Source organism: Leptospira stimsonii, from assembly GCF_003545885.1.
Lineage (GTDB): Bacteria > Spirochaetota > Leptospiria > Leptospirales > Leptospiraceae > Leptospira > Leptospira stimsonii.
The window spans coordinates 92,871-110,901 of the sequence record NZ_QHCT01000002.1 but is presented as its reverse complement, the minus strand read 5'-3'; the positions used below and the strand labels follow the sequence as shown (position 1 = coordinate 110,901).

At 44.7% G+C, this 18,031-nt stretch carries 12 protein-coding genes and 1 tRNA gene; 5 read left to right on the top strand and 8 right to left on the bottom strand.

Annotated elements, in window-relative coordinates:
• Positions 1-144 precede the first annotated feature (144 nt).
• From DLM75_RS08645 to DLM75_RS08625, 4 genes are all read right to left on the bottom strand, one after another.
• On the bottom strand, positions 145-3,381 hold the full coding sequence (locus DLM75_RS08645) for an efflux RND transporter permease subunit (RefSeq protein ID WP_118968130.1): 3,237 nt from the start codon (positions 3,379-3,381) through the stop codon (positions 145-147).
• 21 nt (positions 3,382-3,402) lie between these two features.
• Positions 3,403-3,939 (bottom strand): peptide deformylase, encoded by a 537-nt coding sequence (gene def, locus DLM75_RS08640; RefSeq protein ID WP_118968129.1) that lies wholly within the window; start codon positions 3,937-3,939, stop codon positions 3,403-3,405.
• A gap of 1 nt (position 3,940) precedes the next feature.
• Positions 3,941-4,558 carry a hypothetical protein gene (locus DLM75_RS08635; protein WP_429945450.1) on the bottom strand — a complete coding sequence of 206 codons (618 nt, stop codon included), beginning with the start codon at positions 4,556-4,558 and terminating at the stop codon, positions 3,941-3,943.
• 331 nt (positions 4,559-4,889) lie between these two features.
• Positions 4,890-4,962: transfer RNA gene (locus DLM75_RS08625), tRNA-Ala, on the bottom strand.
• 58 nt (positions 4,963-5,020) lie between these two features.
• Here DLM75_RS08625 and DLM75_RS08620 point away from each other — a divergent pair.
• The 5 genes from DLM75_RS08620 (at position 5,021) to DLM75_RS08600 (ending at position 12,962) form a co-directional block, all read left to right on the top strand.
• Entirely contained in the window at positions 5,021-5,329 is a 309-nt protein-coding gene (locus DLM75_RS08620) for a hypothetical protein (protein ID WP_069607319.1), read from the top strand.
• A 9-nt stretch (positions 5,330-5,338) separates the two neighbouring features.
• Entirely contained in the window at positions 5,339-8,155 is a 2,817-nt protein-coding gene (locus tag DLM75_RS08615) for a SpoIIE family protein phosphatase (protein ID WP_118968126.1), read from the top strand.
• The gene (locus DLM75_RS08610; RefSeq protein WP_118968125.1) at positions 8,139-8,468 is read left to right on the top strand and encodes an STAS domain-containing protein; all 330 of its coding nucleotides are present in this window, start codon (positions 8,139-8,141) and stop codon (positions 8,466-8,468) included. The genes DLM75_RS08615 and DLM75_RS08610 overlap by 17 nt, the downstream gene beginning before the upstream one ends.
• 91 nt (positions 8,469-8,559) lie before the next feature.
• Positions 8,560-10,212, top strand: a complete 1,653-nt coding sequence (locus DLM75_RS08605) for an acyl-CoA carboxylase subunit beta (protein ID WP_118968124.1) — start codon at positions 8,560-8,562, stop codon at positions 10,210-10,212.
• Positions 10,213-10,217: 5 nt separating this feature from the next.
• A complete protein-coding gene (locus tag DLM75_RS08600; protein ID WP_118968123.1) occupies positions 10,218-12,962 on the top strand; it encodes an ATP-binding protein in 2,745 nt (914 codons plus the stop codon).
• A 48-nt stretch (positions 12,963-13,010) separates the two neighbouring features.
• On the opposite strand, the gene DLM75_RS08595 is transcribed toward DLM75_RS08600, so the two are convergent.
• Genes DLM75_RS08595 through DLM75_RS08580 form a run of 4 tightly spaced genes read right to left on the bottom strand, consistent with a single transcriptional unit; the run spans position 13,011 to position 18,022 of the window.
• The gene (locus DLM75_RS08595) at positions 13,011-14,051 is read right to left on the bottom strand and encodes a protein-glutamate methylesterase/protein-glutamine glutaminase (protein WP_118968122.1); all 1,041 of its coding nucleotides are present in this window, start codon (positions 14,049-14,051) and stop codon (positions 13,011-13,013) included.
• Positions 14,048-14,551 carry a chemotaxis protein CheD gene (locus DLM75_RS08590; RefSeq protein ID WP_118968121.1) on the bottom strand — a complete coding sequence of 168 codons (504 nt, stop codon included), beginning with the start codon at positions 14,549-14,551 and terminating at the stop codon, positions 14,048-14,050. Before DLM75_RS08590 ends, DLM75_RS08595 begins: the two co-directional genes overlap by 4 nt.
• The gene (locus DLM75_RS08585; RefSeq protein ID WP_118968120.1) at positions 14,548-15,063 is read right to left on the bottom strand and encodes a chemotaxis protein CheW; all 516 of its coding nucleotides are present in this window, start codon (positions 15,061-15,063) and stop codon (positions 14,548-14,550) included. Before DLM75_RS08585 ends, DLM75_RS08590 begins: the two co-directional genes overlap by 4 nt.
• A 13-nt stretch (positions 15,064-15,076) precedes the next feature.
• Entirely contained in the window at positions 15,077-18,022 is a 2,946-nt protein-coding gene (locus tag DLM75_RS08580) for a methyl-accepting chemotaxis protein (RefSeq protein ID WP_118968119.1), read from the bottom strand.
• Positions 18,023-18,031 lie beyond the last annotated feature (9 nt).

The following is an 18,031-nucleotide window of genomic DNA, read 5'->3' as shown; positions in this document are numbered from 1 at the left end:
TCTATATCTCCTTTTTCGAGACTCTTCCTGAAAAAAACAAAGACATACGATGAAAAGAGAATAACGTCGCTCGTTTTCGGAACAAAGGACAAGATTAGATTCCTAAAAACGAGCAACATTCTTTTGATGACGACGGTCTTCGTCTCAAGCTTTTCCGAAGAATCGATTGACCCTTTGTTGTGCGTTGTAAACGGTTTTATACAAAACGGGAACTGCGACCAAGGTAAGAAAGGAAGAAAAAGCCAATCCCCAACCGAAAGCCAAAGCCATTGGAACTAAGAATGGGTCCCGTCCTCCGATTCCATACGCGGTCGGTAATAAACCCAATACTGTCGTTACTGTTGTCAAAACAACAGGTCTCAGACGCAAAAGACCGGTTTCCACTAGAATCGAATCTATATCCTCTCCTGGTTTTTCCATTCTCAATTGATTTGCGAAATCCACAAGGACGATCGAATCGTTTACCACGACTCCTGCTAATCCTACGATTCCTAAAAACGCAAGAAAACCGAAGTATTCTCCGTGTAAGACGAATGCAAGTATGACCCCGATCAATGAGAATGGAATCGAGCTTACAACAATGACCGGTTGAATCAGGGACCGGAAGAGGGAAGCTAAGATCATAAAAATGATGATAAACGCCACAAGAAAGGCTCTTCCCAAGCTCGCGAGAGATTCTTCCGTATCCTTGTTTTCTCCTCCAAAACGCATCCGATAACCGGGATATTTTTCGATGATTCCTTTTGCAAGTCTGGCGATTTCCGCATTGGCTCTTCTCGTATCGGTCTTGGATTCGTCCAAGTTTGCCGTCACGGTCAGAAGGCGTTTCCCGTCCAAGTGATTGATGTTGGCAAAACCCGGTTCTCTTACGTATGTGATGAGCTTTGAAACGGGAATCAGCTTTCCGATTTGATTGCTCACAAAGATATTGTTCAGAGATCCTATCGACTTTCTAACTTCTTCCGGAAAACGAACCTTCACTTCCACTTCTTCATCGGCGCGTTTGATCTTCGTTGCGACCGTTCCTTGAAACGCAGTGTTGATCGCCTGGGCGACTTTGAATACGGAAACACCCGCTGTCGAGGCAAGGGATTCGCTGACCTTGATTCTTACTTCGTCCTTTCCTTCATTGAAATCGTCTCCGATATCGGTCACACCCGGAACCTTCGCCATCACTCCCTTATATTCTTCTCCGATTCGAATCAAGGTTTCGTAGTCGTCTCCTCGAATTTCAATTGCAACCGGTTTTCCGACGGGAGGACCCCCGGAAATTTTTTCGAAGTCTAGTGCGAGTAATTGTCCCTTGAATCTCGCCAATTCCGCAGGAAAAGAATTTAGATCGAACGGTTTATATTCTAATTTTTTCTTTTCGGCTTCTTTCTTCCGTGTCTCTTCCAAAATCTGAATCGATTTTTGATTGAGAAGCCAGATCGTCTTTTCTCTGACTTCAGAGATAATCTCATCCGTGTTTCTCTTTCTATTTTCTTCGGGAGTGAGATACACGAGAATTTGTCCGTAGTGTTTTCCTCTTTTTGTAAATGGATCGTTGGGATCTTTTTGGATGATCCCAACTCTGGTTACGAAATTCTCCACTTCTTCCTTTGATAATTTTGCGAGTTCCTTCTCGAGGACATTGGCAAATCGTTCGGTCTCTTGAAGAGAAAGCCCGGTTTGTCCTGTAAGTTTGATTTGAAACACGTCGACAGAACCTGGAAAAAGTTTGAATTTCCCGGCAACGGCGAATAACGCGAAACTTCCGATCAACATCGCGAAAAGATAAACGAAAATCTGAAGTCTGTGTTTGAGTGCGAACTTTAAGAGGGGAAGATAAAAATTTACCTTTAATCTATAAAACCATCCACTCTCTTCCTTGATTTGTCCAGAATGAAACTGATTCTTATTGATGTCGTAAAGGTGGGAAGGAAGAATAAAGAAGGCCTCCGAAAGAGAAGCGAGCAGGGCGATGATCACGACCAATGGAATACTATAGATGAACTTTCCGAAAATTCCCGTCATAAACAACATCGGAGCAAAGGCCGCAACGGTCGTCGTCACGGTCGCGGTTACCGGATCGATCACTTCCGCGGTTCCTTTGAGCGCCGCTTCATAAGCAGGCATTCCTTCTTCCATATATCGATACACGTTCTCGCAGATGATGATCGCGTCATCCACCAGAATCCCGACGACGATGATCAAACCGAACATCGAAATCAGATTCAGGGTCAAACCCAGATAATTCATGATTACGAAAGTGGCGCCGAAGGAAACCGGAATTCCGAGCGCGGTCATAAGCGCCACTCTCCATCCTAAAAATAGAAAGAGAGAAGCGGTCACAAGGATCAACCCCCCGGCGGCGTTGGAGAGTAAAACCCCCAATCGTCTTCGGATGTATTTGGAAAGATCGTTCACAAACGCGTATTCGAATTCTCCATTGGAATTCTTTCTGAATTCTTCGATGACCTTCTTCGCTTCGTCTACGACCAAGATTGCGTCGGCCTTTTCCCGTTTGATAACGGTCATCGCGATGGTCTTTCTTCCGTTTACTTTGTCGAGATATTCGGCTTCTTTCAGGCCTTCCGTGACGGTCGCGACGTTATCGATTCGAATCGAATTTCCGATTTCGTTCGATCGGATATGCACTCCCGAAATTTCTCGCGGAGAATCGAATTCTCCGATCGTTCTTAGTATCACCTCTTTTTGATTTCCGGCGATATTTCCACCGGGAAAATTAATATTACGATTCTTTAATGCAGAAATCACGTCCTGACTTGTGAGATAATGGGAGAACATCGCGGAAGGATTGATGTCCACCTGCATCTCGGTTTCTCTCCAGCCTCTTTTGGATATTCTCGCGACACCCGGGATATCCTCGAGCGCCTGTTCCACTACTTTTGCCTGAGCCTTGAGTCGTTTTTCCGCCTCTACGCTCGGGTCTTCCGATTTCAAACTGATATCGATTTCGATCACCGGCTGTCTGGAAGTGGTGACTTCCGTGACCAGAGGATCCTCGGCTTCTTCTGGAAGATCTTCCACTCGGTCGATGGAAGACTTGATATCATCGACGACCTTCTGCGTATCTTTGGCGTCCGGATCCAAGGTGATGACGATTCCGGAACGATTTTCAATCGAAGCGGAGCGGAATTCTTTGATTCCGTCGACTTCCTTAATCGCTTCCTCCAGAGGTTTTGTAACCAACTTCTCGATCTCCGAAGGAGAGGCGCCCGGGAATACGGTGACGACGCTTACGATATCGAAGTTGATATTGGGGAACGCTTCCCGATTCATCTTGACCGCGGTAAAACCGCCGATGAGTATGATCAAAAAGGTGAGAAGGTTTACGAATATACTTTTAGAGAGGAAGTATTCAACAAGGGATTTCATATATCTTTATTTTATAATTTTCTAATCTAGAATTTTTCCGCCGGAATCCAATGTATCATTGAATCCGAAAAGTTTGGTGTCTTTCAATCGATCCACGTAGAGAACGCCGAGAAGATGATCGCATTCGTGTTGATAAACGACCGCTTTGTAACCGTCGATCGTCTCGTCGAGTTTTTTACCTTTTTCGTCCATCCACTGCATTCGAATTCGATTCGGTCTTTCCACATAACCTCTCATTCCGGGAACGGAAAGACAACCTTCCCAAAAACCGGAACTTTCTGTCGTAAGAGGAGTAATGATCGGATTTAAAATCACTCGATCCGGAACGTCCGGCGTTCCCGGATAACGCTCGTTATCCTCCGAACCGACCACGACGATCTGTTTTAAGATTCCGATTTGGGGTGCCGCGAGCCCAACCCCTTCCGCATGACGCATCGTATCGAACATATCTTTGAGGAGTTTCTTAAATTCTTTTGTTTGAATCTCGTCTTCAGTGACGGGTTCCGATACTTGACGGAGAAGGGGATCTCCCATTCTTAAAATTTTTCTTACTGACATATTAAAAACCAGGTTCTATCTTAAAGTTCGACTTTTTTTGGACAGAAGAAATCGGTATCTCCGCAAGAATTTTCACGACAAGTTCCTTTAATAAAACCGAAATCGAATTTCGATCGGCGGATTCGATTCTATACACTCGAAAGGGTTGAAGAAGAATTCCGGAAGCTTTCATTTGCTCCGTAATCGTTCCCGGAATTCCCGTGAACAGTAACGTCGGTAACAAGTTCGATTCCTTCAGGCCGATTCGAAAACTTTTCTCCAGCGCTTCATACAATGCGTGCAATTCTTCGGAAAAAAGGAACCAGGGGTTCCACGGAAATCTTTCTAAAATCCATTCTCCATTTTTGGGGAACCAGAAAAATGGATCTCGATTTTTTGCGATCGGAGGGTTGACGATACACGCGGCCTCGATTCGATCCGGAAATTTCTTGATCAATTCCAAAACCATTCCGGAAAAACTTCCTTCCCCCAAAAGTTTTATCTTTCCTTTGGTATTTCGAATTTCCTCGGAAACCGATTCGATCCATTCCTCGTATTTCGGAAACTGAGTCTGAAATGAATGAAAACGGGCCTCGAAAACACGAAGTGAAACGTCGGGAGCAAAGGATTCGATTTGAATCCTTCTGCCCGGATAATCGAATTCAGGAAGAATAAAAAGGGGAACTTCGGTGGAAGAACCCATTCTTTGAACGGAGATTCTATTTGTCATATACGGGTGGAAAAGCCATTCCATCGGTTTATCGAGCTTTCTTTTTCCTAAAAAAAATAGCCATAAAAAAAGGAAGAAAGCGAACGGACCAAAGCGTATGCGCTTCAGTTTTTACAAACGTTTGTTTTAACCTGATCCAAGAATGGGGTTTTCGAACCGTATTTTCGAGCCGGGAAAGAAGTTGTAAAAGAGTTTGACAGAGGTTAGAAAGTTTAAAAACTCAAGTGGCGGAAGTCGTAATTGGAGACGAGGGGAATCGAACCCCCGACCTTTTGAATGCCATTCAAACGCTCTCCCAACTGAGCTACGTCCCCGCTGGAATCAGGTTTTTACCAAATTCCTTGAAGTCAATACAAATACAGGAGTGTAAGGATGAGTGAATCTATCGAGGATTTACAGAAAAAATTAAAGATTCAAAACGATATCATCAAAGGTTATGAGAAGGTTCTTCGTCTCAACGAGCAGGAACTGGAAAACGCCGACGAAATCATTCGTATGTACGAAGGAATCATTCAATATTCCGGATCCGAACTCAAGGATGCAAAAGAAGCGTTCGATGCGACTAACGTAGTTACCAATCTTTCTCGTGAAGAATTGATGGGAGCTCTGACTCGCATTCGAGAATTGGAAAACGCAAATAAGAAACTAAGAGAAGAATCCTTAAAGTTTCAGGCCGGCTGAACCTCTGCTTTGATCTCGAGTAAAAAACAAGATTCTCTCCTCAGACAAACTTCTGATGGAAAACTCTACCTGGAAGACAATCCAGGTTTGACGATTGTTTTTGAATCTCTTCTCACGGAAATCATTCAACTCACATCCGCAAAATTCGGCATATTCAATTTTCGTTTAGAAGACGGGACACCGCGTTCGATCCTCGGAAATCCGCCTCCCAATGCGATCGAAGAAGCGAAACTCGTTTCGAATTTTTGTCTCAAAACCGGACAGGACATCAATCTCAAAAAAGGAAAAAGCCCGAGCAAACTGATTCCTCCTTTAGAATACAACGCGGTTTGTTGTGTGCTTCACGTCGGAGAATTGGGAGTTTCTTCTTCCGAAAATCAGAAAAAAATATTCGGAACGATCTTTCTCGGAAGACCAGATGAAGAAGGTGGTGAATTCAGAGAATCGGACTTTGAACACCTAAGAGCGACAACTCGAATCATCTCCGATCTTTTGGAAGAATCCTTCGTCTCCGGAGAATCTTCTCTCGTAGTTCTTTCTTTGATGACAACTTCCCGAGTCGCGCTGGAGTCGGTTCAAATCCGAAAACAAACGGATCGGTTCGATTTCCTTTTAACTGAGATCATTCGAGTTTCCGGGCTGATCAACAAGTCTTTAGATCTTTCGCAACTTTTGGAAGCGATTATGCTTTCGTCCAAATCGGTTTTTCGAACGGAGGCTTGTAGCGTTCTCCTTTTGGACGATTCCAGAGAATACCTCTACTTCCATACGGTCTTAGGTGAAAAAAAGGACGAGGTCACAAAGGTTCGAGTTCCGGTTGGAAAGGGGGTCGCGGGGATGGTCGTGCAAGACAAACAACCGATGATCATCAACGACGCTATGAACGATCCCCGTGTTTATCGGGAAGTGGACAAGGTCTCTCATTTTGTTACGAGAAATATCATGGCGGCTCCACTTTTAGTGGAAGGCCAGGTTATTGGAGTCATCGAAGCGATCAATACGATCGATCGTAGTTTTTTTACCGAAGAAGACATGGAGTTATTCTTAAGTTTCTCCGGAACTTCCGCTCTCGCAATACAGAAGACCGGTCTTCTTCAAAATCTGGAGGCCGCCAACAAGGATCTTCGGAAAAAAGTCTCCGAATTGGAAAGTCTCTTCGAACTTTCCCAAGTGGTTTCTTCCGCGAAAAACCAAGCGGATCTGATGAAACAATCCATTCCGGTGATTCACGGAGAAATGGACGCCGGTAAAACGGGAATTTTTCTCATCAATCGTAAGATGGGAATTCTTACTTCGATTTCTTATACTTCCGAAAAAACCGTCGAGATCTTTCGGACAACGAGCTATCAGGGAAGTTTTATCCATCGTTCCATCGAAGAGGAAAAAACCACCGTCAAAGAGGATATTCAAAATTTTGCATTCGATCACGAACTCGATTTGGAATATCTCAAAGGTTCTTATATCGTTCTACCTCTGACCCACCAAGGAAGAAGCGCCTTCGGTGCAATCACGGTGTCGGATCGGGTGGACAAACTTTCCTACAATCATTCTCACCTGAGACTTTTGCAGACGTTCGCATCGCTCATCGCGAGGGGTCACGAAACTCTCAAACTTCAGAATGAAATGATTTCGAGAAAGGCGTTGCAACGATCTTTGGAACGAGAGATTGAAATCACGAGAGAGATTCAAAAAAACATTCTTCCGGAGCCGAAGAGCTTTAATTCCAACTTCGATCTCGGTGTAAAATCGGTTCCTGCAAAAGAAGTTTCGGGAGATTTTTACGATTACTATCAATACCAGGACGGACAGTATTCCTTCCTCGTTTCGGACGTTTCCGGAAAAAGTCTTCCCGCCGCAATTTTTATGGCGATGAGTTCGTCCATCATTCGAACCTTAGCCCGAAATCACGATCTCAATCCGGAAGAGATTTTAAAACAAGGAAACGCACTCATCTACGAAGATTCTCACAACGGAATGTTTGTGACGACTTTCTTCATTCACTACAACCCCGCGATCTTTACGTTAGATTATGCGTCCGCCGGACACAACGATCAAATCCTGATTCACAAAGACGGAACCTGGGAATTGATCAAAGGTTCTGGACCTCCACTCGGTGTGATCACTTCCGCGAGTTATAAGGGAGGAAGTCTGACCGTGGAACCGGGGGATATGGTGATTCTTTATACGGACGGAGCGATCGAAGAGAAGAATGCGAAGGACGAAGAATTCGGATTAGAAAGAATGATCGAAGAAATCATCGCAAGAAAACATCTTCCTTCCGCGCAGATCATCGAAGAACTCTTTCGTCTCGTTCGAGAATTCTCGGGAACACCGGAGCTCTATGACGACTTCACGGTGATGATCTTAAAGTTCAACGACGACTATCAATTCTCCAGAGAATTTGAAGCGAGCACTTCCGCGATTCCTCTGTTTCGGGAATTCGTCTACGAAACGATTAAAGTTCGCGATCTTGACGAAGCTCTGAGAGACGATATTCTTCTCGCTTGCGATGAAGCCGGAACGAACATCGTGATGCACGGTTATGAAAATACCACTTTGAAAAATCCAAAGTTCGAATGTAAAATACGCTTTACAGGGGACTGGATTACCATTGTATTAATTGATTCCGGGAAAGTCTTTCAGAGAAGAGAAGTCCAAGAGCCTTCAATCGAGGACAATCTGAGCGGCAAAAGAAAAGGTGGATTCGGCGTCTATCTGATCGAAAAGCTCATGGATTCCGTCGATTATTCAAGCGAAGGCGGAAAAAACGTTTTAGTTCTCAAGAAGAATTTTCAACATAAGGCTTCGAATGGAAATCACATCTGAAATAAGAAATCATTCTAAAATTATCCACCTGATCGGGAACTTAGACGTTCACAACACTCATAAAATTGAATCGGTGTTCATGGATCAGATCAAGACGGGGAATTCTCCCGTTCTCATTTTAGATCTTTCCTCAGTCGAATTCATTTCTTCCGCCGGTCTTCGTATCATTGTCGCCGCTCTCAGAGAATGCAAAGAAAGAGACGTCGAACTTCGCCTCGCCGGAATCAAACCCGCGGTCAAAAAGGTTTTTGATATCATCGATATGAATTCGATGTTCAGCATTTTTGAAACCCTCGAGTCCGCTATAAAATAGCGACGATCTTCGACTCTTCGTCGAATTTAACTTTCCCGAGAATCCTTTTCTTAAAAACTGGATATATTTCATTCCATTTAAAGGTTCCCGTATGTCCGAAGCAAAATACTCACTGGAAAATCCATTCCAATCCTCGACTGAACCTGACGTTCCGAAAGCTCGTGGTCTTTACGAAGAAGCCAATGAATTAGGAAAAGAACTCCTCAACAAACCCCTCGCGGGTGGAGGAGTCGACAGGATTCTCGTTCAACATTCTAAAGAAAGAATGACCGTTTGGGAACGTATCAAAGTTCTCACGGAACAAGAACCCAATATTCTCTATCAAAACTGGGGAAAGAGTCTCGATGGGGCCTCCCTCGTTACCGGAATTTTAAACATCAACGGAAGAGACGTCGCAATCTACGGACACGACTTTACTCTTCGCGCGGGTTCGATGGATGCGACCAACGGAAGCAAACTCGCCCGATTGATCTACATGGCTGGGGAACACGGAATTCCATTGATCGGTATGAACGATTCCGCCGGAGCCTACGTTCCAGCGGGAGTGGGCGGACTCGACGGGTACAGCGAGGCGTTTACCGCTCTTCGTAAAATCAGCGGCGTAGTTCCGAGTTTGATGCTCATGTTCGGATTCAACGCGGGGGGCGGTGCGTATCTTCCTCGTCAGGGATCGTTTATGATCCAGTGCGAAAATACGTTCTTCGGATTAACGGGACCGGGTGTCGTGAAGTCCGTTCTCGGTGAGGACATTTCCGCGGACGATTTAGGCGGACCGAAAGTGCACGGACAAAGCGGCGTTGTAGACATCGTAACGGGAGACGAGCTCGGATCTCTCAGAACCGCGCTTCGTTTGTTATCGTATCTTCCGGACAACAACCATTCTTTCGCTCCATTTCATCCGACTTCGGATCCGACAGATCGTTTTATCTACGAAGAAGAAATTCTATTTAAGAAAACGTTCAACTCTCCGACGGGGATGAACACTCCTTTTGATATCACTCTCTATCTGCAAAATATCTGCGATCACGGTCAGTATTTCGAAATCCAACCGCAGAGATCCAGAAACCTCGTTACCGCTTTCGGAAGAATCGGAGGTCACGTGGTCGCATTCGTCGCGAACAACTCGGCGGTTTCTTCGGGACAAATCGATATCAACGCCGCAAGAAAAGGAACTCGTTTTATCCGTTTTTGCAACCTCTACAATATCCCGATCGTGTTCTTGGAAGATACCACCGGATTCTTACCAGGAAAAGAACAGGAACAAAACGGAATCGTTTTAGAAGGAAGAAAACTTTTGGATTCCATCATTGATATCCGCACACCTCGTTTAACTTTGATTATTCGGAATGCGTTCGGTGGAGCCTATGCTTGTTTTAACTCCTACCACGTAGGAGCGGACATGGTTTTCGCGTTACCGACCGCAAGGATCGCCGTGATGGGCCCCGCTGGAAAAGACTACGTCTACAAGGATGATGTTTCAGCGATTCATAGAGAATATCAGGAAAACGTAAAGAAGGGAATGTCTGAAAAAGAAGCGATCGTAATTCGAGACAAAAAACTTCAGACTCTTTCCACACAGTATGAAAGGGAACTGATGAACCCAAAAGAAGCGCTTTCTCTCGGTTCGGTTTCCAGAATCGTTCTTCCCGGAACCACCAGAAACATTCTATTCCAAAATCTGGATTATTTAATCCGACATTACAAACCGGCGCCGTTGTCCGGACCTCAAAGGGAGTTTGAGTAATCGACATGATCGACTTTCAAAACAATCGCATTCAATTTCATCAGTCCAATTCGCCTTGGATCCGTTCCTTCTCATTGGAATCGATCAAGTGTTTGATCGTTTGTAGAGGGCCGGTTCGAAAAGAAGCAATGGAAATCTTTGATTCGATCGGAATCAGAGAATACGGGATTCTTCTTTCGGAAAAAGATTCCGTCGTCTATCCGATGGCTCTTGCTCCGGAACTCAGAGGTTTTCGTTTTCCCCATAACATCCACAGGGTTCCCGATTATATGGGCGCCGGGAATGCGGAAAAACTGGAAAGAATCCAGCAGATCATTTCCATCGCAAAGGATAACAAATACACTCATATCTTTGCGGGTTACGGATTTATGGCGGAGGATTCCGAGTTTATTTCCGCGATCGAAAAAAGCGGTCTCGTTTTTATGGGTCCTGCTTCCTACGTAGCCGACCAAGCAGGTTCCAAAGACGCGGCGAAAAAAATCGCAAGAAAATTGGATGTATCGGTAACACCGGGTGTGGATAACATTTCTTCGCTCGCTCTACTTGCGAAAGCTCCGGATGCGAAATCTCTTGAAAAAATCGCAAAGGACAAAGGAATCGATTTTACTTTTGATTCTTCCCTTCCTCTCGACGCGAACGCAGAGAATCTATTGGATTTAGGATATTCTAAAATTATAGAACTCGTAAGTATCGCCGATCTTCAAGTCGAAGCCGAAAAAGAATGTAAGAAGATTTGGGAAAAATATTCCAAAAATCGAATTCGTTTTAAATATATCGGCGGTGGGGGCGGAAAAGGACAAAGGGTCGTTTCCAAGATCGAAGAAGTGAAAGGTGCAGTTCAAGAAATTCTTTCCGAATCGAAAGTGACCGCACCCGGAACGAATAAAAACTTCCTCATAGAATTAAACATCGAAAACACGAGACACAACGAAATCCAGTTGATCGGAAACGGAGAATGGTGTCTCGCTCTCGGTGGAAGAGATTGTTCCGTGCAGATGCACGAACAAAAACTCCTCGAAATTTCCCTCACGCAAGAATTGCTCGAGAAGGAAATTGCTTCGTGTGCTTCCACCAATCCGAAAAAAGCGGAAGTGTTAAAAGGAGACCTAAAGGTCCTTCGCGAAATGGAAGAACAGTCCGAACGATTCGGGGCCGCGGTGAAACTCAATAGTGTTTCCACATTCGAATCCATCGTGGACGGGACCAATCACTTCTTCATGGAAGTAAACACTCGGATTCAAGTGGAACACAGAGTGACCGAGATGGTCTATTCTTTGAAGTTTAAAAATCCGGAGAATCCGAACGAATTTTTTATCGTAGACAGTCTGATCGAAGCGATGGCTCTCCTTTCCTTACACGGAAAGAGACTGCAGAAACCGGAAAGGATTTTGCGATATCCATCCGGAGCCGAGGTTCGTATTAACGCCACCAACAAAGCGATCCAACCGCACGCGGGTGGAGTGATTATGGGTTGGTCCAAACCTCTGCCGGAAGAAATTCGCGACGACCAAGGGATCAGCATCCGAAATCCGGATATGGGTCTATTCGTACATTATAAAGTTGCGGGAGCTTATGATTCGAACATCGCTCTTTTGATCACACACGGAGAAACTCGTGAAGACAATTTAAAACGCCTGGGGAATATTTTAAGAAGAACAGAGCTCAGAGGACACGATCTTCAGACAAATCTTCTGGTTCACTACGGTTTGATCAACTGGATCCTCGGAAAGGATGCAATGTTTAAACCTTCGACTGCGTTTATGATTTCCTATCTCGCAGGCGTGGGTGCATTGGAAAGATTGATGAAGGACGTGGACTTAGAGATCGCTTGGAAGAAAACAATCTCCGATGCGCCGGCGGACGCGAAAAAGGTTCTGAGCCGTAAGCTCACTTTGATCACTAGACCGATCGAAGCGATTTCGAAAGACGCTCACTTAGTGGCCGGATTTATCGGGTTTCATTTAAACCATTCATGGAAAATCGCAAATAACAAGATCGAATGGCTGAGAAATCCGATTTTCATTCTCGCAGACCTCTATCACTATCTGAACATGGAAGCGGATGAAACTCAGCCCCCATCCGAGCAAATCTGGGATCATGACAACGAAATCCTACAAAAAGCGATTTCCTTTTATCAGGAATTGTCTAAAAAAACTGGGATTGCCGCAGACTCGATTGAACTCGTTACGAGCCTCAATGGCGGAAAAGCTTTGAAAGGAGTGGACGCTTCGATATTACCGCAAGTGATTCAATCGCACAATGGATTTCAAATCGGACTCGAGTTGATCAAACTTCTTCCGTCCGCAGGTTTGAATTCCGGTTTTTATAACCTGGGAGTGGATGAAAAACTGGAAGCCATTCTTCCGGAAGAATTTAAGAAATCCGAAACCAGAGATGCGTTTATTAAATTTTTAGCTCCTCCTCCAAAAGCAAGTTCCGACGAGATCGTTGCGCCTATGGGTGGTATGTTCTACTCGAAGGAGGCTCCGGATCTACCGCCGATGATTCAAGTCGGAGACCATTTCAAGGCTGGACAACCGCTCTTTATCGTAGAAGTAATGAAAATGTTTAATAAGATTTCCGCTCCGTTTAGCGGAACCGTAAAAGAGATTTTGTTAAACGACAGCGATGGAAAGATTATTTCGAAAGGTCAGACGATCTTCAAAATTGTTCCGGACGAAGTGATTCATATCGAAACCGATCAGGAGATTGCGGAGAGAAAGAAAAAAATCACCTTGAGTTTAATCTGAATTAAAATCGAGAACGCGGACGCTGAAAATTTTCGGCGTCCGGAAGATTCAAAAACGCTGAACTTCTCCCACGATCTTTGAAAGTGGGAGAATCGTATCTGCGGCCCCCCTCAAGATTGCTTCTTTGGGCATTCCGAAAACAACACAAGTCGCCTCGTCCTGTGCGATCGTAGAAGCACCGTGTTGTTTCATTCTTAAAAGTCCGTTCGCTCCATCGCTTCCCATTCCCGTAAGAATGATTCCCTTCGCGTTCCTTCCAGCGACTTGGGCAACCGAGTTAAACAGAATATCGACGGAGGGTCTGTGACGATTGAATAACGGACCGTCCACGATTCGGATTCTAAATTGAGCACCGCTCAAATAAATCTCCATGTGACGATTACCGGGAGCGATGTATGCCGATCCTTCTTTTACCGGATCTCCATCTTTTGCTTCTTTTACTTGGATCTCACAGATCGAATCCAAACGATTGGCGAACGCCTCGGTAAACTTCTCGGGCATGTGTTGAACGATTACGATTCCAGGGCAGTGGACGTTCAATTTCGTGAGAATAAATTCGAGAGCCTGAGTCCCGCCGGTAGAAGTGCCGATCGCAATCAACTTATCCGTAGTACTGATTTTGGAAAAGTCGGCTTTGATCGGTTTGGCATCCGGAAGTGTGGAAAGCGATTCTCTCGTTGTATGAAATTTCATCCGCGCTCTGGCGGCCGCTTTGATGGAATCCGTAAAAAGAATTTCCGATTCTTCGATAAAACTTTTTACGCCTAACTTCGGTTTTTCGATGATATCGATCGCACCGAGTTTCATCGCGAGCATCGCGGTTTCGGATTCTTTTTCAGCTAACGAAGAACAGATGATTACGGGAGTAGGTCTTTCCGACATGATCTTTTTTAGAAAGGAAATCCCGTCCATTCGTGGCATCTCTACATCTAAAATAAAAACATCCGGCCACATCGTTGATAATTTTTCCGCGGCGAAAATCGGATCCGAAGCAAACCCGATGATTTCGATTTCGGGATCTTTTGTAAGAATTTGGGTTAAGACCTGACGAACGACAGCAGAGTCGTCTACGATAAAAACTTGAATCATGAATCTTTCGGCCTTTCTACATAAATTTCGCCGTCCCATAAGGAAAAGAAAACCCTTCTATGGGAAAAACCGCCCAAATCCTCCGAGGCAACCGGAAGATGATTTTTGGCGAGTATGTCTTTCACGGAGTGAATGTTTTTCATTCCTATATCTCGAACGGATTTTATCTCTAAGAGTTTTTCCTCTTCCGTTGAAAACATCGACGCTCCTCCAAAAAGTTTGATTTGAAATTGACCGTATCGTCCCCCCGTTTCTTGAATCTTTTGGAAAAAAAGCTCGAGAGCGTCGTCCGCGTATTTTGCATCCAGCGGACTCTTTAGATCAACCTGGGGACGATTCGGAAGCATGACGTGAGCCATTCCTCCCGTAAGTTGAACCGGATTCCAAAAACAAACGGAAACACAGGATCCGAGTAAAGTTCTGATCCTTACATTCTTCTGTCCCCAGCAAAACCCGCCGGGTTGTAAGAATAAATCTCGAACGATATCCGGTTCCATCATGTATTCTCTACAAGCGCCTCTGCATTTTGATTCTCTTCGATGGAAGTCAATTCGTCCAGGTTAAGAATCTTTTCCGTGTTCAGGATGATGATAAACCCGTCTTCTTGACGCGCCATTCCGAGAATAAAGTCCACTTTGATTCGAGAACCGAAAGTGGGAGCAGGTTCGATCTCGGAAGCCGCAATGGATACGACTTCGTTTACCGATTCTACTAGAATCCCCAGATCCGTTCTTTCTTTCTTTTCACCGCTTCTCGAAGTGTGAAGTTCCACAATGATCACGCAGGTTTTACGATCGGGTTCGATCTTCTGTCTAAAAAATTTGTGTTTTAGATCGACGACCGGCACGACGTTTCCGCGAAGATTGATCACACCCGGAATAAATTCCGGCATCAGAGGAACGTTCGTCAAACCGGAATATTCAATGATCTCTTTGATATGTAATATTCCAATTCCGTAACATTCTTCTCCCAGATAAAAGGTGAGAAATTGATTGTCCTCCATGGCACTCATACCTTCACTCCGTTCAATATTTCTCGAACTTATCGGCGGGAGACATTCCCGTGTTATCCGATTTCGGTTTCGGCAAAGCTTCTTTTTTTGCCGGTAGAGCAGTCTTGCGAGCGGCTATCGATGGAGTAGATACGGTTCTCGGTGTTAATGCGGCACTCGCGGTTCTCTTGTTTTCGCCGTCCGTAATCTTAAAGAACAGAACGGATTCTCTGAGTTGTTCCGCTTGAGAATTCATTTCTTCGGAGATCGCGGCCAATTCCTCGGATGCGGATGCATTCTGTTGCGAAACCTGATCGAGTTGTCCCATGGCTTTGTTGATTTCCGAAACTCCCGCCGCCTGTTCGTCGCTCGCCGCCGTGATTTCTTGAACCAGATCCGCAGTTTTGCGAATCGATGGAACGATTTGAGAAATCAATTCTCCGGCTCGTTCCGCGATCGCGACGCTGTTTCCAGCAAGACTGCTGATTTCGTTCGCAGACTTTTGACTTCTTTCCGCCAATTTACGGACTTCCGAAGCCACCACCGCAAAACCTTTTCCATGGTCACCGGCTCTTGCCGCTTCTATCGCGGCGTTCAATGCGAGAAGGTTTGTTTGATACGCGATATCCTCGATGATACTGATCTTTTCGGCGATCTGTTTCATCGCTTTTACCGTTTCAATCACGGAAGTTCCGCCTTCCTCCGCATCTTTTGAAGATTTCGAAGAAATCTGTTCCGTCTGACGTGAGTTTTGCGCATTTTGATCGATCGACGCTGTCATCTGTTCGAGGGAAGAAGTTGTTTCTTCCACACTCGCGGCTTGCTCGGATGCACCTTGACTCAAGGAATTTGCGGTAGAGGAAACTTCCGTTGCGGAAGTTACTAAGCTGGAGGATCGGATGATGATATCTCCGATGATCTCGTTCAACTTATCCATCGTAGTATTGGAATATTCCTTTAATTTTCCGAAAGTTCCATGATACTCATTCGTGATTTTTTGAGTCAGGTTACCGGCGGAAATTCGTTCGAGTGCGTCCACAACCTCGTTGAGTCCTACGTTACTCACTTCCAAAAGCTGATTGATCGACTGACTTAGATTCAAGAAGAATCCGGTCTTCGAATCCAAGGAGATACGTGTTCCAAAATCTCCATGCGCGGCGGCGCTCACGATTCTTTCCACTTCCTCCTGAACGACCAATTCGTTCGTGACATCCGACCATTCCACAACGGAACCCAAACGTTTTCCATTTCCGTCTATGATCGGATTTGCGATCAGGTTGAAGGAACGAACGCCGATTTTGATCGAAGCCCTGTGCACTCCGGTGAAATTGCTCAAAAGACCACGCTGGTGCGCTGGATTTTTATGAAAAATATCGATGCTCGAACCGATTAAACTTTTCAAATTGAACTGAGTAAACTGTTTCTTGATGTCGCTTTCTCCGTTCTGGAACATTTCTACCACGGCTTTGTTCATATAACGAATGTTAAAGTCGGTATCCGCGATCATGATATTCGTGGTCGTACTATCCAAAGCGACTTTAACTCTGGTAAGTTCTTCATTTTCGATTTCTCTTTGTGCTTTGATTCTGTTTTGTTCGGTTACATCCGACCATTCCACAACGGAACCGAGTCGGCCTCCCTTTTCATCGATGATCGGGTTCGCGATCAGATCGAATTGTCTTCCTCCGATTTCGATCGAAGAACGGAAGACATCCGTCATCTTTCCAAGAAGACCTCTTTGGTGAGCCGGATTTTTATGAAAGGAATCGATATTCGTTCCGAGTAAACCCGTAAGATTGAAGTTTCCCAATTGTTTTTTAATATCCGTCTCTGCCTGGCTGAACATATTTCGAATCGCCTTGTTCATGTAGACGACGTTTAAGTTAGCGTCGGCCATCATGATGTTGGTGGTGACGTTGTCTAGGGCAACTTTAACGCGCGTTAACTCCTCATTCTCGATCTTTCTCTGCGCGAGGATCTTGTTTTGTTCAGTCACGTCAGACCACTCGACGATGGAACCGAGTCTGGTTCCCTTGGAATCAATGATCGGATTAGCGATCAGGTCGAATTGTCTTCCTCCGATTTCGATCGAAGAACGGAAGGTTTCAGTAAATCTTCCGAGCAAACCTCTTTGATGCGCAGGATTTTTATGGAAGGAATCGATGTTCGTTCCCATCAAATTGGAAAGATTAAAGTTGCTGAGTTGTTTTTTAATATCCGTCTCCGCTTGGCTGAACATATTTCGGATCGCTTTGTTCATGAAGACGATATTTAAATTCGAATCGGCCATCATAATATTGGTCGTAACATTATCTACGGCCGTTTTCATGCGTATGTATTCCTGCTCGAATTTTTTGACGAGTCCTTGACCGGATTGGTTGAACCAATAGAGGAGGGCCAGCAAAAGAATCGAAATGGACAAATATGCGGATACCATCGTAAAGAAATTATTTCCGCCGACTTCGGCCACTACGGAGATGGTTTCAGCTTCTTTTAAGGATTGTGCTAAAAATTCGCTACGAACCTTTCTAAACTTCGAAAGCTCCGAATAAAAATCGATCCTGGAAATATCCGGAAAATCATTTTTGAGATCCGAAGAAGCCTCAATCTTATCCTTAAAATCTCTTGCGGAAGAATAAAGACCGGAGATACTTTTTTCAAATTTTTTAACCTCCGGATTGTCAGCCTGCTTGGAAGCGGAAAGGAAATCTTTTAATTTTTTCAAACTCGCTTCGACTTCTTCCAGATCGGAGGATAACGTTTCCCTATCTTTCCCGATTGCAAAGTGGAGCGCGAATTCCGCGACAGCCTCTTCCGTACCGAGTAGGGATTCGTTTATCAACGGAAGGATTCCCGAAAGACGATCGTTTACGGTTCCCGTCTCGGAATTTGGCGTATTGAAATTTTGAACGGATAAGAATAGAAATCCGTTTAAAACAATCGCCAAACCAATAAAAATTCCTAAGCTTTTTCGAAACATTTGATTTCT